This is a genomic window from Eubacterium sp. AF19-12LB (genome assembly GCF_003479125.1).
Taxonomy (GTDB): Bacteria; Bacillota; Clostridia; order Lachnospirales; family Lachnospiraceae; genus Eubacterium_U; species Eubacterium_U album.
Window position 1 is genome coordinate 98,810 of the sequence record NZ_QUGP01000006.1, and the last position, 20,929, is coordinate 119,738.

The following is a 20,929-nucleotide window of genomic DNA, read 5'->3' on the forward strand; positions in this document are numbered from 1 at the left end:
ACACCGCCCTTTCATATCTTATTTATCTTTATCTAAATAACTTTGCACTTCTTACGCAATTTGCCAATAACATTGTAACAGTCATTGGTCCAACGCCACCCGGTACAGGTGTTATTGCATATGTTTTTTCACTTACTGAATCAAAATCCACATCTCCACAAAGCTTGTTATCTTCATTTCTATGGATTCCTACATCAATTACAACCGCTCCTTCTTTAACATAATCAGCTGTAATAAACTTTGGCTTACCTATTGCTACAATTAAAATATCTGCTCTTTTTGTAACTTCCTTTAAGTCTTTTGTTCTTGAATGTGCAATTGTTACTGTTGCATTTTCTTTGAGCATAAGCATCGCCATTGGCTTGCCTACAATATTACTACGTCCTATTACCACACATTCTTTTCCTGAGATTTCGACACCTGTTCTCTTTATAAGCTCAACAATTCCTGCAGGTGTACATGGTAAAAATGTTTCTTCACCAATCATCATTTTTCCGACATTCATTGGATGGAAACCATCAACATCTTTCTTGCTGTCAATTCTGTTTAGCACTTCTGTTTCGTCTAAATGTTTTGGTAATGGAAGTTGTACAAGAATTCCATTAATTTCTTTGTCTGCATTTAACTTATCTATTAATTCAAGAAGTTCATCCTGTGTAGTTTCTTCCTTTAATGCATATGTAATTGATTTTATTCCTACATATTCACATGCTTTTTCTTTATTTCTAACATACACAGCTGATGCAGGGTCTTCTCCAACCTTTACGACTGCAAGTGCTATGTCAATCCCCTGTTCTTTTAACTTTGCAACTTCTTCCTTGATTTCATCTTTAATTTCACCTGAAATCTTCTTTCCATCAATTAATTTCATTACTTTATAAACGCTTCCTTTCTTCGCAGTAATTATTATAGTTAAGGAGCAAAATGCATTTTGCTCCTTATTGATACCTACGAATTAATTTTAATTCATTGCATTTTATACACGGCATCATTTATTAGAATAATCCTGTAATCTTTCCATCGTCTGTAACATCAATATCGTATGCTGCAGGATGTTTTGGAAGTCCCGGCATTGTCATTACATTTCCAGTTAATACAACAACAAATCCTGCTCCTGCTGATATATATACGTCACGAATGCTGATTTCAAATCCTTCCGGTCTTCCTAATTTATCTTTATCATCTGATAATGAATACTGTGTTTTAGCCATACATACAGGAAGATTTCCATATCCCATATCTTCAATCTTAGCAATTGCCTTCTGAGCTTCAGGTGAATAATTAACTCCATCTGCTCCATAAATTTCTTTTGCAACTGTTTCGATTTTTTCTTTGATTGGTAATTTGGTATCATATAATGGTTTGAATTTAGATTCTTTATTTTCTAATGTTTCAAGAACTTTATTAGCTAAATCAATTCCACCTTTTCCACCTTTTTCCCATACTTGTGCCAATGCAAATTCGCATCCTCTGTCTTCACAGAATTTCTTAATATATTCATATTCAGCTTCTGTATCTGTGATAAATGAATTTAATGTTACAACTACAGGGACTCCAAATTTCTGAAGGTTTTCAATATGTTTTTCAAGGTTAACAATACCTTTTGCCAACGCGTCTAAATTTTCTTCTGACAATTCACTCTTTGGAACTCCACCGTTATATTTTAATGCTCTTACTGTTGCAACTAAAACAACGCAATCAGGTTTAAGTCCTGCCTGACGGCACTTAATATCCATGAATTTTTCTGCTCCAAGGTCTGCACCAAATCCTGCTTCTGTTACTACTATATCAGCCATCTTTAATGCTGTCTTTGTTGCTCTTACTGAGTTACATCCATGTGCGATATTTGCAAATGGTCCACCATGAACAAGTGCTGTTGTATGCTCTAATGTCTGGATTACATTAGGTTTAATAGCATCCTTTAAAAGTGCTGCCATTGAACCTACTGCCTGAATATCCTTTGCAGTTACAGGCTTACCATCATATGTATAAGCAACAATTATTTTTCCAAGTCTTTCTTTTAAATCTGCTAAATCATCTGCAAGGCAAAGAATTGCCATAATTTCTGATGCAACTGTAATTACAAAATGGTCTTCTCTTACTGTTCCATCAACCTTTCTTCCAAGACCTACAATAATATTTCTTAATACTCTGTCATTGATATCCACACATCTCTTCCATACAATCTGATTAGGGTCAATTCCGAGTACATTTCCCTGCTGAATGTGATTATCAAGCATTGCTGCTAATAAATTATTAGCTGATGTAATTGCATGGAAATCTCCTGTAAAATGAAGATTTAAATCTTCCATAGGAACAACCTGTGAATATCCACCACCTGCTGCTCCCCCTTTAATACCAAAGCAAGGTCCAAGAGATGGCTCTCTAAGTGCAATTACTGCTTTTTTATTTAACTGACCTAAAGCCTGTCCTAAACCAACAGTAATTGTTGTCTTTCCTTCTCCTGCAGGAGTTGGATTGATAGCTGTTACAAGTACAAGTTTTCCATCTTCATTATCTTTTATTTTATTCCAATATTCATTTGAAATTTTTGCTTTATATTTACCATATAATTCTAAATCATCTTCTGTTAACCCAATTTTTGCTGTTACCTCTTTAATTGGAAGCATAGTAGCTTCCTGCGCAATCTGAATATCTGTTTTCATTTTCTTCTCCTTTATTGCTCCTCTTTTTTATTATTGCCTGAAATATACTCATCAAATTGTTCCATGCTCATAAGTATTTTTCTAGGTTTATTTTGTTCTTCCTGTCCAACAATACCGGCATCGTATAATTGTTCCATTATACGTGCTGCTCTATTGAATCCAACTCTGAACTGTCTTTGCAGCATACTTGTAGAACCTTTGTCTTTTTCAATGCATAATCTTGCTGCCTGTTCAAAGTATTCATCTCTTCCATTTTCTTCTCCATCTTCTTTAGATGGTTCCGATAATTTTTCTTCAATGGAAGTTTCGTAAACAACCTCACTGCTATGCGATACAAGGTATTGAACTGTCCTTTGTACCTCTTCATCAGATACATATGCTCCCTGCAATCTTACAGGTTTAACATAGCCTGATGGATAAAACAGCATATCACCATTACCAAGCAGTTTTTCAGCTCCATTCATATCTATAATTGTTCTGGAATCTGTTCCTGATGAAACAGTCAATGCAACTCTAGATGGAATATTTGCCTTAATAAGACCTGTAATAACATCTACCGAAGGTCTTTGAGTGGCAATAATCAAATGAATTCCAGCTGCACGTGCAAGCTGTGCAAGTCTGCATATCGCATCTTCAACTTCTTTTGCTGCAACCATCATAAGGTCTGCTAACTCGTCAATTACTATTACAATCTGAGCCATCTTTTCAGGTGGTTCATCTCCTTCGTAATCTCCTGCTTCAATTTTTGCATTATATCCTTTCAAATCTCTTGAGCCTGTCTGCGAAAATTTTTTATATCTTTCTGACATTTCAGCCACAGCCCAATTCAATATACCTGCTGCCTTTTTAGGATCTGTAACAACGGGATATAATAAATGAGGTATTCCATTGTAAACCTTAAATTCAACTACCTTAGGATCAATTATAATCAACTTAACTTCATCAGGTGTCGCTCTATATAAAATACTCATTATTATTGAATTTGTAAATACTGATTTTCCCGAACCTGTTGTTCCGGCTACAAGCATATGTGGCATTTTTGCAATATCTGCAACTACAACCCTGCCTGCAATATCCTTACCTGCCGCAAAAGCAATCTTTGAAGAATTCTCTTTTAGTTCTTTGGATTCTAATAATTCTCTTATATAAACTGTATCTCTTCCTTTGTTAGGAACTTCGATTCCAACTGCTGCTTTTCCCGGAATCGGAGCTTCAATTCTAATATCTGCTGCGGCAAGATTTAATTTGATATCATCTGTAAGTGCAGTTATCTTGCTAACTTTTGTTCCCATTTCCGGTTGTAATTCATATCTTGTAACCGAAGGGCCTTTACTTACATTTGTTACTGTTACATTAACTCCAAAATTCTGAAGAATTTGTTGCAATTTATTTGCTGTTTCCATAAGTTCCATTTTTGATGTTGGATTCTTACTTCCCGGATTTTTATTTAAAAGACTATATGTTGGTTTAGTATATTTCATCTTTTTCTTAACCGGTGCAATAATCTTTCCTTCTGATGATGCTTTTTCAGGCACTTTCGTCTGTGGATTAATTTCCTGTGCATCCATCGTTTCCTGTGAAGGTTTAATTTCCTGCATGCCATAAGGCTTTCTATTCATTACTTCTTTTGCTTCTTTTGAAACAAATATTCTTTCCTTAGGTTTAAACTCTCCATCATTTGCATGTTCATCCGCTATCGGAGTTTTATTAATAGGCTCTTCTTTAAGTTTCGCCGTAACACCACTTTGTTTTCCATATATAAACTGACCTGTCGGTTCTTCTTCTAAATCAATATGTCCACTATATTCCGGTTCTAATCCTTCTATATTAATTTCATGTACATTCTGACTTTCTTCTTTTATTCCTGAGACATTTATAGCATCTAAATCACTAAAATTGACAGGCTTTGCCTTTTCCATTTTTTTCTTTTCAACTTCCTCAGCCCTTACCTTAGCTTCAATCTCCCGATGAACTCTCTGAATTTCCTTTTCCTGTCTGTTTATTTCTTTTTGCTTCTTTCTTTCTATTCTTGCAACTTCCTGCTGTTGCTGAATATCCTTCATATCATCTCTTGCGCTTTCGTAAACGCTGATTCCATGATTTTTAAGCATATCTAAAATAGATTTTTCAGTTAATATAACAATTGTTATAATTGCAATTATTATTACAAACACATAGGTTCCTGCTATTCCAAATAAAGTTTTAAGGCCATCTCCTATGGCTCCACCTATAATTCCACCACCTATTTTATATTCACCACAAAAAGAGTAATATTCACTAACTGTAGTCTTTTGTACATTCAAAATCAAATGTGCAAAAACACATGCATCAAAATAAAGAATTAATGCAGTTACACTTTTAGCAACCGCTCTAACATCGCCTAAATTTACAAACAATATACCTGCTATAAAAAACAGCACAATAGGGAATATATATGCCGGTACTCCAAATGCTCCAAACATAAAATAACTGAGCATATTGCCTACTACCCCGCAAACTCCAAAATTACTTAAAAAAAGTAATAATGCTACCGCAATTAGAATCCATATGTAAATTTCTGATATTATTCTTATCTGTTCACTGGTTCTCGAATTTTTTGAATTGCTCTTACGGGTACCGGTGTTTCGTCCTTTATTTGTTGTTTTTTTGGATTTGGTACCACTTGTTCTTTTTTTAGTAGTAGCCATCATTACCTCCATCAAATTTTTATTATTCAATCAATTACTCTATTTCAGTCATTAAAATAATTACGTTAATTTTTCTTTTTATTTTACAAAATAACCAATAACAGCTATAGCGCCAACTAAATAGCAATAGTATGCAAAATATTTAAATTTCTTATTTCTTACAATAACAAGCATTGTCTTAATACAAATATATCCTACAACTGCCGCTACTAAAGCTCCGGCAATGTAACATCCTAAATCTGAAGATGTCATTCCATCTTTTCCAAAATCTGCGATGTCTAGCACTGCAGCACCCATTATTGCCGGAATTGACATAATAAATGAATATTTAACTGCAAATTCTCTTTTTAATCCACATAACAGACCCGCTGTTATTGTAGTTCCAGATCTTGAAAGTCCTGGTAAAGTTGCAATTCCCTGACATGTTCCAATAAATAGTGCATTTAAATAGCTTGTTTTCTTTGGTTTCTTTTTTCCATCAGGAAGATTATCTGAAATAAGAAGAAGTGTTGCTGTTATAATAAGACATATTCCGGGAACTAAAAGAGTAGTTCCTGCTTTTTCAACTAAATCTTTTCCAAAATAACCGATTATACCTGTTGGGATTGTAGATACTATTACCAGCATTGCGAATTTTCTATAACCATTACATATTACTTTTCTGTAAAATGGCTCATCCTGCATTTTTTTGCTGACAAAAAACTCTTTTATATTAAAGCAAACATCAACAATAATTCCTATTCCATCTACTATAAGACGTCCTATATCTCTCCAGTAAACTAAGAATACTGCCAGCAATGTTCCAACATGTAAAATAATATCAAATGAAAAACCGATATCTTCCATTCCAATTAATTGCTTACATATAGTCAAATGTCCTGAACTACTTACAGGTAAAAACTCTGTCAGTCCCTGCACAATTCCTAATATTATCGCCTTAAATAATCCCATGTATCCACCTACTACTTTCCAAATAGTTTTATCCTTCTAAAATCCATAAGTACATTTCATTTTACTATTTTTTCAATCTTAATTCAAGTTATAATACATATTAATGCTTGGCAGCTATAAAAGCCATAAAAGGTCTAAGCCCACTTATGAACAAACTCACGCGGACTTAGACCTTTTGCCCCTTACATCATTATATTTTTTTATCATCTATCATGGATTTTAATTTATTCATTGCCTCCTTTAAGCCACCAACTTCGTTTATTATTTTTTTATCCACTGTTTCCTTTCCAACAAGAATACTTCCAACATCTTTTGTAAGCACTTCAGTTTCTGTCATCAATGTTATAAATCTATGCTCAGTTATCCCACAATGATTAACAACAAATTGGTTTATTCTTTTTTGTATTCTCATAAAATAATCATATGTTTGTGGAACCCCAATAAATAATCCATTCATTCTTACAGGATGTATTACCATTGTTCCGGTCGGAACAATAAATGAATAATCCGTAGAAACAGCTAATGGCACTCCTATTGAATGACTTCCTCCAAGGACAAGTGAAACTGTAGGTTTACTCATACTTGCAATCATCTCTGCTATTGCAAGTCCACACTCCACATCTCCACCAACAGTATTTAATATAACAAGCAAACCGTCTATTTCATCATTATCCTCAACTTCCGCAATCGTTGGAATAACATGTTCATACTTTGTTGTTTTCGTATTACTGCTAAGACAATCATGCCCTTCTATTTCACCTATAATATTAAGCAAATGTATTTTCTTATGTTCTTTATTTTTATCTAAATCAGTCTGCCCATATTCTATGATATCGTCATTTTTTTCTTTATTTTCACTCATAAAAAACCTCCATACTACTTTCTATAAATAGTATGGAGATTTTTCAAAATAATATTATAAACCACTTAAAAGATGCCAATCATAAAATGCTATACGATTGCACAAGAATAAAAATGTAACCTATCATTTTTATTCATTATATTTAGCAACTATTTCCTGATATGATAAATGTCCACCAAAAATATCCAATGCACTTCCTATTGTAAAATCTAATTTTGCATCACATATTTTTTTGAAATTATCTATCTGATCTACACTTGCAATTCCGCCTGCATAAGTAATTGGGTTCTTCTCCCACTTTGAAAGCAATTTTACTAACTCTTCTTCCATTCCCGAACCTTTTCCCTCCACATCAACTCCATGGATTAGAAATTCATCACAATATTTGGAAAAATGCTCCATTGTTTCTTCATTTAATTTAATGTTAGTAAATGTCTGCCATCTGTCTGTAACTATATAATAATCATTGTTTTTCTTTCTGCAACTTAAGTCCAATACGATTTTACTTTTACCTACTGCCTTTACAAGTTTGTCTAAATTTTCGTAATTTACTTCTCCATTTTTGAATACATATGATGTAACAATAACATGACTTGCTCCATTTTCAATATATTCAGCTGCATTTTCTGCATTAATTCCTCCACCTATCTGCATTCCTTCCGGATAAGCAGCAAGCGCTTCAAGTGCCTGCTTTTTTGAAGCCTCAAAATACTCGGAATCTGCTGCATTTAAAATAATAATATGTCCACCTTCAAGATTGTTATTTTTATACATATTTGCATAATATGCTCCACCTTTTTGTGACACAAAATTTTCCTGTGCCTTATTACCTTTATCTTTAAGCGTTCCACCTACTAACTGTTTTACTTTCCCATTATGAATGTCTATACATGGTCTGAATTTCATTTTTTCTTCCTATCTTTCTTTTTTATTTACTATTCTCCACTTTTTAGTGATGTTGCCATATCAACTTTTTTCAATTTAAAATGCATCGAAATATTAATTATTACAGCAAATAAAATTGTTAATAATGTGCTATAAATGTAACCACGCGTTCCAATATTTCTTCCAAACATAACCATATCAATTTCTGCCGTCTGAATTACAAATTGGTGCAAAATTATTCCAAATCCAATGCCTATTATAATTCCTAAAATTGTGATAATGACATTTTCTCTGTAAATATAACCTGACACTTCCATATCATAAAAGCCAAGTACTTTAAATGTTGCCAATTCTCTTCGTCTTTCAGCAATATTTATATTGTTAAGATTATAAAGTACAATAAATGCAAGTAGTCCTGCCGAAAATACAAGTACGATTACAACCGTATCCATACTTTTCATCATTTCACTAAAACTATTATATGTTGTCTGTAAGAATGATACTCCTGCAACACCATCATTACTCATTATTTTATTTCCTATTTTATCGTCTATAACTCTGCCTTTTTTCAGGATACAAAAAGCAGTATTCATTTTTGCATCTTTCCCGGTTATCTGTTTATAATATTTTCCGGTCATATACATATAATGATAACTATAATTTTCGATTATTGCACTAACCTTTACATTATATCTTACAGTATCGCTTTCTTTGAAATAAATTTCATCGCCTACTTTGGCTCCGATTTTCTTAGCCATTTTTTCAGATATAAGCACACCATCATCATTTAACTTATATTTTTCATTTTTAGTTCTGCTCTTAAATGTAACGTATTTAGATATATCATCTGTGCTTTCAGGTATAACTATGTATGTACTTACCGTACTATTTTCCTTTCCAACATCATAATTCAATACATCTGCCTGTAAATTATCTTTTATATCCGAATTGCTGTTGAGAATCTTTTTAAGTTCATCCGTTCCATTCTTCTTAGTCCATTCATCATCGTATGTAACTGTCAAATCATAATGGAATAAATCGTCAAACTGTATTGTTAATATTGAATTTATGGAATTTTTAACGCCAAATCCAACAAGCATTAAAGCCATACATCCACCTATACCAAACAAAGTCATGAACAATCTTTTTTTGTATCTAAACAGATTTCTAAAAGTCGATTTTATATTAAAACTTAGATGATTCCAAATAAAAGGTATTCTTTCAAGCAGCACACGCTTTCCGGCTTTTGGAGCTTCTTGCTGCATAAGTGATGCCGGTTGTTCCATAAGTGCTTTATAACACGCAAGTATTGTTGCACCTATTACACTTACTGCTGCTGCAAGACATGCTGTCACAAAATAATATCCATTTATAGGAATTTCTATTATATATAAATTCTGATACATCAATCTATACGCAGTTATTATAATCCATGGTAAAGTTTTGCTACCTGCTATACCTCCAATTATGCCACCTGCAATTGTTGCAACTGCTCCATATGCGATATATTTTCCGGCTATGCTTCCTTTTCCATAGCCCAGTGCCTTAAGTGTTCCAATCTGAACTCTTTCTTCCTCAACCATTCTTGTCATAGTCGTCAAACTTACCATTGCTGCAACCAAAAAGAATATAAGTGGAAATACTTTTCCTATATTTCCAATACGCTCTGCGTCCTGACCAAATTCAACAAATGACACAACCGTTTGTCTGTCCAGCACATACCATTCTTTCTTTTCTATCTCATATACTTTATCTTTTGCCTTATCTACTTTTCTTTGCGCTTTGTTAAGCTTTTTCTGAGCCTTAGCAAGCTTCGTATATGCCTTATCAACCTTTTTTTGTGCCTTTATAATCTCATTTTTACCATCAGTAATTTCTTTTTTTCCATCAGCTAGTTTTTGCTTTCCGGTTTCAAGTTTTTCTTTCGTATTATCTAATACTGCTCTTGATTTTTTTAATTCCTGCTTTCCAACAATTAAACTTTTCTTTGCTTTATCAAGCTTCTTTTTACTTTTATCCAGTTTAATTTTTGCTTTATTTAATTGTCGCTCATGTTTAGAAATCTCTGACTGTGCACTTTCAATCTGGCTCTTAACCTGCGGCACATCACTCATTCCCATTGCAGCAAATCTTTTTTTAGTGTTATTTAAATCATTTTTCCCACTTTCAAGTTCTTTTACTCCTGTTTTATATTTAGCATATCCACTTTCATATTGTTTTTGACCATTTTTATACTCTTTTTCACCTTCTTTCAATTTTACGCTGGCAGATTCATATTGCTTTTCCCCTTTATTGTATTGTTCAACTCCACTTTTATATTCTTTTTCCTGCTTTTTTAATTCACTTTCTCCCTCTTCTATTTTTTTACTATTTTCTTCTATTTCCTTCTGTCCATCATCCGCTTTTTTCAAACCTTTTTCGTATTTTTTATAATTTTTATCTATCTTTTCCTGAGCTGACTGAATTTCTTCATTTGCCACGTCAACTATTTCTTCGTATCTTTTTTGTTCCATAGCAGGCGCAACTTTTTTAATTTTATTTGTCACTTTATCAACATACTTTTCATATTTTGTTCCATAGCTGTCTAACTTTTTAGCACCTTTTAATGTAATATAAATATCAGAGAAGTTATCCATATCAAACTGATTTTTATTAATAATTATTAATCCATCAAGTTTTCCTGAACCTACTGTACTGCTTCCTTTGTGAAATGATAAATAATTACCTGTACAAAAAGTTCCTTTTACGGTATATTCCTTTCCCTTTACGTATTCATTATCAACTGTTATCTTGTCCCCTACCTTAATGTAATTATGTTCAGCTAACTGTCTATCCACAAGGCACTCATCATCTGACAGTTCATTCACATTTGTTTTCACTTTATTAATTGTATCCGTTCTAGACATCATTTTCACGGTATACTCTGTTTCTCCATTCTTAACTACCTGATCCACATTATATATACCTTCGATGTCTTTTATTTCATCTATAGACTTTAATGCATTAATATCGTTATTAGTTACTCCAAGTTCACTTACAACTCTAATATCATAAATGTTTTCTTTATCATAAATTGCATCCACGGATTTTCTCATGTCAGGTTCCGTAGAACGTATTCCAGCATAAAAAGCCACACCAAGGGCAACAATTAAAAGCAGGGATAAAAACCTGCCAAATGTCTTTTTTATCTGAACATAAAATTCTTTTCTTAATGCCTTCATATAGCTACCTCTTGATACTTAATTTTTACCATTCAATTTTTTCTACCGGAAGTGGATTTTCATTTATTGTCATATCACTGACTTTACCGTTTTTGATTTTAATTATTCTGTTTGCCATTGGTGCAATTGCCTGATTGTGCGTAATTACAACAACTGTCATACCTTTTTTACATGTATCCTGCAATAATTTTAATATAGCTTTTCCTGTCTGATAATCTAATGCTCCTGTCGGTTCATCTGCCAATAATAATTTAGGATTTTTTGCAATTGCCCTTGCAATAGATACCCTTTGCTGCTCTCCTCCTGAAAGCTGTGCCGGGAAGTTTTTCATTCTTTCCTTAAGTCCAACGCTTTCAAGAACTTTTTTTGCATCTAACGGATTTTTGCAAATCTGACCTGCCAGTTCTACATTTTCCAATGCTGTAAGATTTTGCACCAGATTATAAAACTGAAAAACAAAACCAATATCATGTCTTCTATATGTAGTTAACTCCCTATTGCTGTATCTGCTTATATCTTTTCCATCAACAATAACGTTACCGGAAGTCAATTTATCCATTCCACCTAAAATATTAAGTACGGTAGTTTTTCCTGCTCCTGAAGGTCCGACAATAACAACAAATTCTCCTTTTTCAAATGAAAAATTCATTCCATCTGCCGCCTTTATTGTTATTTCTCCTGTTTTATATTCTTTTACAACATCTTTTATTTCAACGTAACTCATAAATCGCACCTCCTAAAAGCATGTTTCATACTACCATCTACCATCTAAAATCTAATTTCTCTTATATATATATTAACTGACATTTTTTTTTCATTCAAGGGCAAAGTAACTTTGTTATCTTTAATAAAATTAAAGGTCTTCATGTTTAATCCATGAAGACCTTTGTTTTGTTTAATACATTTAAATTCTATTTAAAGCCTGTTCTAAATCGTTAATAATATCATCAGCATTTTCTATACCGATTGAAAATCTAATTAAATCCGGTTGAACTCCTGCTTCAATTAACTGTTCATCTGTCATCTGTCTGTGTGTATGGCTTGCAGGATGAAGTACACATGAACGTGCGTCTGCAACATGAGTAACAATTGTAATAAATTCAAGGCTGTCCATAAATTTAATTGCCGTTTCTCTTCCACCCTTTAATCCAAATGTAATTACACCACATGTACCATTTGGCATATATTTCTTAGCCAAATCATAATATTTGTTTCCTTTTAGCATCGGACAGTTAACCCACGCTACTTTATCACTGCTCTGAAGGTATGTTGCCACCTTTATAGCATTTTCACAATGACGTGGCATTCTTAAATGGAGTGTCTCAAGTCCTACATTTAACAAAAATGAATTCATAGGTGCCGGAATCGAGCCTAAATCTCTCATAAGCTGAGCTGTTGCCTTTGTAATATAAGCTCCCTTTCCAAATCTTTCAGTATATACAATTCCATGATATGAATCATCAGGAGTTGTAAGTCCCGGGAATTTATCTGCATGGGCATTCCAATCAAATTTTCCACTATCAACAATCGCTCCACCTACTGCCATTGCATGACCATCCATATATTTTGTTGTTGAATGTGTAACAATATCCGCTCCCCACTCAAATGGTCTGCAGTTAATTGGTGTTGCAAATGTATTGTCTACTATAAGTGGCACTCCGTGTCTGTGGGCTGCCTTTGCAAACTTTTCAATATCTAATACAACTAAAGATGGATTTGATATTGTTTCGCCAAATACCATTTTTGTATTTGGTTTAAATGCAGCTTCTAATTCTTCTTCTGTACAATCAGGATTAATAAAAGTTACATCTATTCCCTGTTTCTTCATTGTAACTCCAAAAAGATTAAATGTTCCTCCATAAACATGTGCTGAACATATAATATGGTCACCTGCTTCGCAAATGTTAAATGCTGCATAATAATTTGCTGCCTGTCCTGAAGATGTAAGCATACCTGCCACACCACCCTCTAAATCGCAAATTTTCTGTGCCACAACATCATTCGTAGGATTCTGAAGTCTTGTGTAAAAATATCCTTCTTCCTCTAAGTCAAATAATCTGCCCATCTGTTCCGAATTGTCATACTTATATGTAGTACTTTGATAAATAGGAAGTACTCTTGGCTCTCCATTTTTAGGCTGCCATCCTCCCTGTACGCATATAGTGTCTAAGTTTCTCTTTTCCATTTTGTAACCTCACTAACTTTATTATTAGCACATACTTTGTGTTTACCATCCCCGTATAGTTTTTTATAAACCTAAAGTGTGTTTGTACAAATCACCACGCTCTTCAAAATTCTTAAAATGATCATATGAAGCTGCTGCCGGTGACAATACACACGCTTGTCCTGATTTTGTAATTTCTTTTGCCTTATTTGTTGCCTCTACTAAGTTATTACACATATAAAGATTTTCTCTGCCTGATAACATATCATAAATTTTTTCACCTGAAGCATACATGCAAATAACATTTACCTTCGTATTCTTTTCAAAATAATCACAAAGAATCTGATAATCAATTCCTCTATCCATTCCACCGATAATAATAGTTCCAATATTTTCAATACTTTCTACAGCCTGAATTGCTGACTGACATATTGTCGAAATTGAATCATCATAATAAGTAACTCCGTCTATTTCCCCTAAACGTTCCATTCTATGTGGAAGCCCTTCAAAAGATTCGATGTATTTTGTTACTTCTTTTTCATCTAATCCAAAGCACTTTGTAGCAATATAATATACTACATTTGCATTGTATTGGTTATGTATTCCTCTTAATTTAAGGAAGAAATCTTTTGCTAAATTTTTATCTGACATAACAACTTTTCTTGCATTTACCGGTATATCTAAATCGATTTCCTCATTTACAATAAAAGTATCTGTAACTCTCTGATATCTGAAAATATTAAATTTAGCATTTTTATATCTTTCCATTGTATCGTAGTAATCCAAATGTTCTTCATATAAATTAAGAAGGACTGCTATTTTAGGTGATGCCTTTGCATGTGCCAACTGATGGCATGACATTTCATACACTATTGTAGTATCATCTTTTATTTCGTCATATCTCTCAAGACATGGTCTTCCTATATTACCAACTAATACACAATCTACTCCACAATTCCTTAAAGTTGTGTACAACATAGATGCTGTAGTACTCTTTCCCTTTGTGCCTGTAATACCAATTATATTTTTTGCAAATTGTGCTAACATCAATTCCGTCTGTGAAGTAAATTTAATATTATCTTCATGGCATTTTATGCCCGGACTTTTAACAATTATATCATATTTATCACAATCGATATCTTCATATTTACCTTCAAAAATATCATATTCACAATCAATATTATGGTCTATAATAAAATGTTCTGTTGATTTACCTTCTCTTCCATATCCCCAAATTAAAATCTTTTTCCCTGTTAAAATATCTGCTATTTTCATATAACTACACCACTTTCCTTATTTCCTTTACAAAATTGTCCGGCACAAGATGCTCATCGCACCATTCACCTAGCAGTATCTTTAAATCTTCTCCATTATTCACAATATAGTCTTTATATTTTTCAGTAAGTTTTAGTTTTTCACCCTTTTCAATAATATATTTCAAGCTTGCCACAACTTCACTTCGTGTTCCCACACACTCAAATGGTTTGTTCTCATCTATTCCTACAAGTTCTCTGAAATACTTTTCTAAGCTCTCTTTGTTTAATAAATTTTCACCAAAAACTTCTGTCAATCTCTCCTGACTTAAGAATGGTGAAAGAATTATATATACAAATAAACATTTTGGACAATCGCAACACCAAATACCTTTTTTACTTCCTGCATTACAGCTTCTAAATATTTCAAGGTACTTGTCACTTGATGCAAATATTTTTGCAATCTGTATTTCTGTAAGTGGTCTTAATAAACTAAAGTATCTTATGTCTGACTCCACTATGGTTGCAATGTAATCATTAAAATCTAATTCAAATTCATAACTTTTTGAATATTGATGATTTACTTTTGAATCTTTAACCGTTGATTCGTTTGCGCTGTTTTCATTTGACAAAGTTATATATTTCTGTCCGTTTAATGCAGCTGTTAATACTGAAGAAAATGCAACAATAGCAGAAAATGGTGTATGTCCATTAATATATCCCTCACTATTTAACTGTAACATTGTTTTATCTAATGTTCTCCTACAAAGAATATCTCCAATTTTATTATCAGTTACATCTATTACTTTCTTTACGGCTTCAATTCTGTTTACGCTGTAAGTTGTTATTTTCTCATCTTTAATTCTTTTAAGCACTTCTAATGAAACACATGAATCTTTTCCACCACCAATAGGCACTAAACACCCTTCATATATCCCATGCAATTTAACAGGCTTTGTGCAATCTGTCTGTTCTTTACTATAATCACAAACTAAATGCATGAATTCTTTTTCATACGCTTCAATGCCATTAACATAAAAGCATTCGCCTAAACCATTGTAATATAGTTTCTTCCACCATTGTAACTGTGTATCAGTCAATACTCCACACTTAATAATAACATTCTGTGGACATGCAATTTTCCAATAACTGACTAATTCTACCATTCCCAGATTAAAAATTAGTCTGTTTATTGCATCTTCATTTGTATCTTCAATATTCTTAAATGGTATCTTCCATGTTGGATGAAACTCTGCAAGTCCCGGCACAACAAAATTATATTTAATATCTAGCTCATTGCTATTTTTTTCAACTTCATAGGAATCAAAAATAAAATCTTTATATTCACTTCTTAACAAATCATATTTTTGCTGTCCTGTCAGTTCTTTTAGATTCTGCATATTTCTCTCCTACCTTACCGACAACTATTCATAATAATTAACATATGCTTATTTTTTGCTATTGAATTTGATTATACCATTATCAATATAGTAATTGCAATTGTTTGTGAAAAAATTCACAAAAAAAATGCAACAGTCCAACCAAATAGCTAAACTATTACATTTTTATATATTTTTATATATTTTTTTATATTTTTTATACTATTCCGGATTATAATCCTTCAGCATTATATGAGCAACAATTGTGCATATAGTAAATAATATAAAAAGTACTGCCATTAAAACTATAAACTGTGTTGTAGTCATTGGTATTCCTGCAAATACTACAACAATAAATACCACAAATATAATTGTAGCTATTATATTTGCTACTTTTCCTATTTTTATCTTTGTTTCCTGTGACATATTATTTTCTTCTTTCGTATTCTATTTTCTTTTCATCAATACAAAGCTGTCATTTCTTCCTATTTCTTCATATTTCTCGTCTATTATGTAATCTAAATCATTATCTGTTCCATCATTTTCATTATAAATATTATTTTCTCCATTTTCGACTATGTATTTTGCCTGCCCTGATTCAATATATTCCTTGAATTCTTCCTGCATTTCGTCATTTACACTGCACATCCAATCCTGTAGCATAAAATATTTATAGCATGGGACTATATCCGTCACAATATAATACTCTGATTTGACGTTATATGCCAACACGCTGTTTCTTGATTTTTCAGGAATTAATTTCGTTATTTCTTTTGCATCTTTTTCTATACCTGTTAACTTATTTACGTCATAACTAATCATGGATTTTGTAGAAATAAAAGCACATGATAAATTTAAACTGATTAAAATCAATGTAAATATTCCAAACACTTTATTAATAATCTTATTATTCTGCACCAAATCTGCTGTCATACCACAAGCTACTATATAAACAGGAAACCATATATACATATAATTTAAATTTGGCCTCATTCCTAATTGAACTACAATACCAACAATTGCAGATATCATAAGAGAAAGAGAAACAATTCTCTCTTTCTTATTTGTCACAAAATTTGAAATTGCTATCAACAATGACATTAGTAAATTTAAATTTACAATTAAAATTGTAAACACTCCTGCATTTAATAAAATTCCGTTTGTGTTTAGTGTATATTTTATATTATGTATAATCGTTCCATAAAACATTTCATATATCGCATTCTTTTTTATGTAATAAATTACAAAAGGCACTAGTACCAAAACTGCACCTATTATAAAAGCCACAATATTTTTCAGTATATTGCTCCACTTTTTATTAACAGCTAATAAAACCGTCCCCGTTATAATCATCACACTTATTGGTAAAAAATTAGTCATTCTTATCAATACACAAACCATAAATGTAATTCCATAAAAAAAAGCATATTTAACATTATGTTCTATATCATTATCTATGTCGCATTTAAAATATTTGACTACAAAATACATACTCCATACCAAAAATGGTATACAGTAATCCTCTGTCATATTTCCTGCAAAATATATTCGATTTAATAGTAATGCAATTATTGTAATTATTATTGATTTTCTTTGGTCATTATAGAAAAGGTCAATAATCTTATAACTACCATATAATGTTACTGTAAGAAAAGGTATTTCAATTAAAAGAAATCCTATTTTATTACCAGTCAACATCGCTCCCATCCATTGTATTACAAACATCAATGGTCCCTTATGTTCAAAAAAGTCAATATATGGAACTAATCCCTTTTCAACTAATATTCCCTCTAGCATATAATTAGCTGTATCACTATGACACCATTTATATAAAGGTGATGTATCATATGAAAACAATAGTAAAAAAACAAATGCTACAAAACTAAAAACAATTATTCTATTTACTATATGCATAGTTATATCTTTTTTTTGCTCTCTCATCCCTTCTCACTTTCCCTTTTACATTTATATTCATTAATACAAAATCTCCCGACTCATATCTCTATCCGCAATAGAAAAATATTTGTCGGGAGATTATTATTTTTTATTTACTGAGCATCTTTAATTGAGAAGCTTATTCTTCCCATCTTATCCTTGCCCAAGCATTTACATTTTACATGATCTCCAAGTGTAAGATAATCTTCAACATGTTCAACTCTTTCTTTTGAAATCTTTGAAATGTGAACCATTCCTTCTTTTCCCGGAGCGAACTCGATAAACGCACCAAATTCCTTAATGCTTACAACTGTTCCTTCAAGAATCATTCCTTCTTCGAAATCTGTTGTAATGATCTGTATATATTCAATTGCCTTATCAATCTGTTCTTTGTCAACTCCGCATACAGATACAGCTCCATCATCTGTTATATCAATCTTAACGCCTGTTTCTTCGATTATAGCATTAATTGTTTTACCCTTCTGTCCTACAACATCACCAATCTTAGCCGGATCAATATGAATCTGAACAATCTTAGGAGCGTATGCACCTACTTCTTTTCTAGGTTCTGCAATTGCAGGTTTCATACAATTATCCATAATGAAAAGTCTTGCTTCTCTTGTTCTCTGGATTGCACCTTCTACGATTTCTCTTGTAAGTCCATGAATCTTAATATCCATCTGAATAGCTGTAATACCTTCTGTTGTTCCTGTTACCTTAAAGTCCATATCGCCAAAGAAATCTTCGAGTCCCTGAATATCTGTTAATAATACATAATCATCATCTGTATCTCCAGTAACTAGACCACATGAAATACCAGCTACCATAGCCTTAATTGGAACACCTGCTGCCATAAGCGACATACATGATGAACATGTACTAGCCATTGATGTTGAACCATTTGATTCAAATGTTTCTGAAACTGTTCTGATTGCATATGGGAATTCTTCTTCTGAAGGAAGAACAGGTACTAATGCTTTTTCTGCTAATGCACCATGTCCAATTTCTCTACGTCCCGGTCCTCTTGATGGTTTTGTTTCCCCAACTGAATATGATGGGAAGTTATAGTGATGCATATATCTCTTTACTGTTTCATTTTCATCTAATCCATCAATTTTCTGTGATTCAGATAATGGTGCTAAAGTACAAATGTTACAAATCTGTGTTTGTCCTCTAGTAAACATAGCTGAACCATGAACTCTAGGAATAATATCAACTTCTGCTGCAAGTGGTCTTATCTGATCTAAAGCTCTGCCATCCGGTCTCTTATGATCTTTCAAAATCATTTTACGTACTGTTTTCTTCTGATACTGGTAAAGAGCTTCTCCAAGTACTGCAAGCCATTCTTCATTTTCTGCAAATGCTTCTTCAAGTCTTTCTCTAATCTTGCTTATATTTTCTTCTCTTACCTGTTTAACATCTGTAAATACAGCTTCTTCCATCTCTGCAGGTGGAACAATCTCTTTTATTGCTGCAAATAATTCTTCAGGTATTGTAAAACTTTCATATTCATGTTTTGGCTTACCAACTTCGGCAACAATCTTATTTATAAATTCGATAATCTTCTGGTTAACATCATGAGCCATATAAATAGCTTCAATCATTTTAGCTTCAGGAATAATGTTGGCACCTGCTTCAATCATTATAACTTTTTTACTTGTTGAAGCAACTGTTAACTGTAAATCTCCTTCTTTCCACTGTGACTGTGATGGGTTGATGATAAATTCTCCATCAACCAAACCAACCTGTGTCATTGCACATGGACCATCAAATGGAATATCTGAAATACATGTTGCAATAGCTGAACCTAACATAGCAACAATTTCAGGTCTGCACTGAGGATCAACTGATAATACTAAGTTATTTAATGTAACATCATTTCTATAATCCTTAGGGAATAAAGGTCTCATAGGTCTGTCAATAACTCGTGATGTTAAAACAGAGTTTTCACTTGCCTTACCTTCTCTCTTATTAAATCCTCCAGGTATTTTACCTACTGCATACATTTTTTCTTCGAATTCAACTGAAAGTGGGAAGAAATCGATTCCCTCTCTTGGCTTTTCTGATGCTGTTGCTGTAGATAATACTGTTGTATCTCCATAATGCATTAACGCTGCGCCGTTAGCCTGGGCAGCAACACGTCCAACATCTACTGTAAGTGTTTTACCACCAATTTCAATACTAAAACTCTTGTACATTTTTGTCTCCTTTTCTCTATCTTCGTACCATCTCACTGATACATCTTTCCGACACATATAATGTGTCTTTTGAATGTCTTACATATCCGGCAAACACCGAAACTACTGAAAAACAGACAATTATACATTTAATTATCTGCTTTTCAGTGGTCTCGGATTTCAGTTTGCCTATTGGATATATTAACTAAGCAATCTTTTTTATTATAAACAATACGATACAAAAAAGCAACCAGACATTTACCATGATATGACTCTGTTTCATACTATAAATTGTCTCTTTGCATCAAAAAACTGCATCTTAACAATATGATTATCGTTAAAATGCAGTCTTTAAATAAAACTTATATTACTTTCTAATACCAAGTTTAACAATTAATGCACGGTATCCTTCAAGATCTGTTTTCTTTAAATAGTCAAGTAAACCTCTTCTCTTACCTACCATCTTAAGAAGACCTCTTCTTGAATGATGATCCTTCTGGTTAACTTTTAAATGTTCTGTTAACTCCTGGATTCTTGCTGTTAAAATTGCAATCTGTACTTCAGGTGAACCTGTATCGCCTGGTTTTCTTGCATATTCGTTAATAATTGCTGTTTTCTTTTCCTTTGTTATCATTACGACAACCTCCTTAATTATTTTAATATCGCCATACACTTAAGTAACGGTTGGAGTATCCAATACTTAGCGTAGGTTCGCATACCTTGATATGTTACCACATATCGCAAGATAA

At 32.6% G+C, this 20,929-nt stretch carries 15 protein-coding genes; all 15 read right to left on the reverse strand.

All coding sequences use genetic code 11. The annotated features are described in order from the left end of the window. Nucleotides 1-28: 28 nt before the first annotated feature. Nucleotides 29-871 (reverse strand): bifunctional methylenetetrahydrofolate dehydrogenase/methenyltetrahydrofolate cyclohydrolase FolD, encoded by an 843-nt coding sequence (folD, locus tag DWX29_RS07620; protein WP_118565546.1) that lies wholly within the window; start codon nucleotides 869-871, stop codon nucleotides 29-31. A gap of 124 nt (nucleotides 872-995) precedes the next feature. After that, entirely contained in the window at nucleotides 996-2,666 is a 1,671-nt protein-coding gene (locus DWX29_RS07625) for a formate--tetrahydrofolate ligase (protein ID WP_117909826.1), read from the reverse strand. 11 nt (nucleotides 2,667-2,677) lie between these two features. Next, a complete protein-coding gene (locus DWX29_RS07630) occupies nucleotides 2,678-5,353 on the reverse strand; it encodes a DNA translocase FtsK (protein WP_117909825.1) in 2,676 nt (891 codons plus the stop codon). A 78-nt stretch (nucleotides 5,354-5,431) separates the two neighbouring features. Continuing rightward, nucleotides 5,432-6,304: an undecaprenyl-diphosphate phosphatase gene (locus tag DWX29_RS07635; RefSeq protein ID WP_117909824.1), complete on the reverse strand. Its 873-nt coding sequence runs from the start codon at nucleotides 6,302-6,304 to the stop codon at nucleotides 5,432-5,434. A 190-nt stretch (nucleotides 6,305-6,494) separates the two neighbouring features. Then, nucleotides 6,495-7,166: an ATP-dependent Clp protease proteolytic subunit gene (locus tag DWX29_RS07640; RefSeq protein ID WP_022088500.1), complete on the reverse strand. Its 672-nt coding sequence runs from the start codon at nucleotides 7,164-7,166 to the stop codon at nucleotides 6,495-6,497. Between the two features lie 129 nt (nucleotides 7,167-7,295). Further along, on the reverse strand, nucleotides 7,296-8,072 hold the full coding sequence (gene hisA / locus DWX29_RS07645; RefSeq protein ID WP_118565547.1) for a phosphoribosylformimino-5-aminoimidazole carboxamide ribotide isomerase: 777 nt from the start codon (nucleotides 8,070-8,072) through the stop codon (nucleotides 7,296-7,298). A 29-nt stretch (nucleotides 8,073-8,101) separates the two neighbouring features. Then, a complete protein-coding gene (locus DWX29_RS07650) occupies nucleotides 8,102-11,272 on the reverse strand; it encodes an ABC transporter permease (RefSeq protein WP_118565548.1) in 3,171 nt (1,056 codons plus the stop codon). 25 nt (nucleotides 11,273-11,297) lie between these two features. Further along, nucleotides 11,298-11,996, reverse strand: a complete 699-nt coding sequence (locus DWX29_RS07655) for an ABC transporter ATP-binding protein (protein WP_022088497.1) — start codon at nucleotides 11,994-11,996, stop codon at nucleotides 11,298-11,300. A gap of 180 nt (nucleotides 11,997-12,176) precedes the next feature. Beyond that, the gene (locus tag DWX29_RS07660; protein WP_118565549.1) at nucleotides 12,177-13,457 is read right to left on the reverse strand and encodes an O-acetylhomoserine aminocarboxypropyltransferase/cysteine synthase family protein; all 1,281 of its coding nucleotides are present in this window, start codon (nucleotides 13,455-13,457) and stop codon (nucleotides 12,177-12,179) included. A gap of 63 nt (nucleotides 13,458-13,520) precedes the next feature. Continuing rightward, entirely contained in the window at nucleotides 13,521-14,711 is a 1,191-nt protein-coding gene (gene murD, locus DWX29_RS07665) for a UDP-N-acetylmuramoyl-L-alanine--D-glutamate ligase (RefSeq protein WP_118565550.1), read from the reverse strand. Between the two features lie 4 nt (nucleotides 14,712-14,715). After that, nucleotides 14,716-16,089, reverse strand: coding sequence for a hypothetical protein (locus DWX29_RS07670; protein ID WP_117909821.1), 1,374 nt, complete (start codon nucleotides 16,087-16,089; stop codon nucleotides 14,716-14,718). A 201-nt stretch (nucleotides 16,090-16,290) separates the two neighbouring features. Then, on the reverse strand, nucleotides 16,291-16,494 hold the full coding sequence (locus DWX29_RS07675) for a hypothetical protein (RefSeq protein WP_022088493.1): 204 nt from the start codon (nucleotides 16,492-16,494) through the stop codon (nucleotides 16,291-16,293). 21 nt (nucleotides 16,495-16,515) lie between these two features. After that, nucleotides 16,516-18,009, reverse strand: a complete 1,494-nt coding sequence (locus tag DWX29_RS07680; RefSeq protein ID WP_022088492.1) for a hypothetical protein — start codon at nucleotides 18,007-18,009, stop codon at nucleotides 16,516-16,518. Nucleotides 18,010-18,116: 107 nt separating this feature from the next. Further along, the gene (locus DWX29_RS07685; protein ID WP_022088491.1) at nucleotides 18,117-20,201 is read right to left on the reverse strand and encodes a polyribonucleotide nucleotidyltransferase; all 2,085 of its coding nucleotides are present in this window, start codon (nucleotides 20,199-20,201) and stop codon (nucleotides 18,117-18,119) included. Between the two features lie 346 nt (nucleotides 20,202-20,547). Next, nucleotides 20,548-20,814 carry a 30S ribosomal protein S15 gene (gene rpsO, locus DWX29_RS07690; RefSeq protein ID WP_022088490.1) on the reverse strand — a complete coding sequence of 89 codons (267 nt, stop codon included), beginning with the start codon at nucleotides 20,812-20,814 and terminating at the stop codon, nucleotides 20,548-20,550. Between the last annotated feature and the right edge of the window lie 115 nt (nucleotides 20,815-20,929).

What these genes read in the sequence shown, in the direction of transcription:
- murD (WP_118565550.1), bottom strand. Translation starts at nt 14,711, where the DNA reads ATGAAAATAGCAGATATTTTAACAGGGAAAAAGATTTTAATTTGGGGA.
- DWX29_RS07650 (WP_118565548.1), bottom strand. Translation starts at nt 11,272, where the DNA reads ATGAAGGCATTAAGAAAAGAATTTTATGTTCAGATAAAAAAGACATTT.
- DWX29_RS07670 (WP_117909821.1), bottom strand. Translation starts at nt 16,089, where the DNA reads ATGCAGAATCTAAAAGAACTGACAGGACAGCAAAAATATGATTTGTTA.
- DWX29_RS07640 (WP_022088500.1), bottom strand. Translation starts at nt 7,166, where the DNA reads ATGAGTGAAAATAAAGAAAAAAATGACGATATCATAGAATATGGGCAG.
- DWX29_RS07675 (WP_022088493.1), bottom strand. Translation starts at nt 16,494, where the DNA reads ATGTCACAGGAAACAAAGATAAAAATAGGAAAAGTAGCAAATATAATA.
- DWX29_RS07685 (WP_022088491.1), bottom strand. Translation starts at nt 20,201, where the DNA reads ATGTACAAGAGTTTTAGTATTGAAATTGGTGGTAAAACACTTACAGTA.
- rpsO (WP_022088490.1), bottom strand. Translation starts at nt 20,814, where the DNA reads ATGATAACAAAGGAAAAGAAAACAGCAATTATTAACGAATATGCAAGA.
- DWX29_RS07680 (WP_022088492.1), bottom strand. Translation starts at nt 18,009, where the DNA reads ATGAGAGAGCAAAAAAAAGATATAACTATGCATATAGTAAATAGAATA.
- DWX29_RS07630 (WP_117909825.1), bottom strand. Translation starts at nt 5,353, where the DNA reads ATGGCTACTACTAAAAAAAGAACAAGTGGTACCAAATCCAAAAAAACA.
- hisA (WP_118565547.1), bottom strand. Translation starts at nt 8,072, where the DNA reads ATGAAATTCAGACCATGTATAGACATTCATAATGGGAAAGTAAAACAG.
- DWX29_RS07660 (WP_118565549.1), bottom strand. Translation starts at nt 13,457, where the DNA reads ATGGAAAAGAGAAACTTAGACACTATATGCGTACAGGGAGGATGGCAG.
- DWX29_RS07625 (WP_117909826.1), bottom strand. Translation starts at nt 2,666, where the DNA reads ATGAAAACAGATATTCAGATTGCGCAGGAAGCTACTATGCTTCCAATT.
- folD (WP_118565546.1), bottom strand. Translation starts at nt 871, where the DNA reads ATGAAATTAATTGATGGAAAGAAGATTTCAGGTGAAATTAAAGATGAA.
- DWX29_RS07635 (WP_117909824.1), bottom strand. Translation starts at nt 6,304, where the DNA reads ATGGGATTATTTAAGGCGATAATATTAGGAATTGTGCAGGGACTGACA.
- DWX29_RS07655 (WP_022088497.1), bottom strand. Translation starts at nt 11,996, where the DNA reads ATGAGTTACGTTGAAATAAAAGATGTTGTAAAAGAATATAAAACAGGA.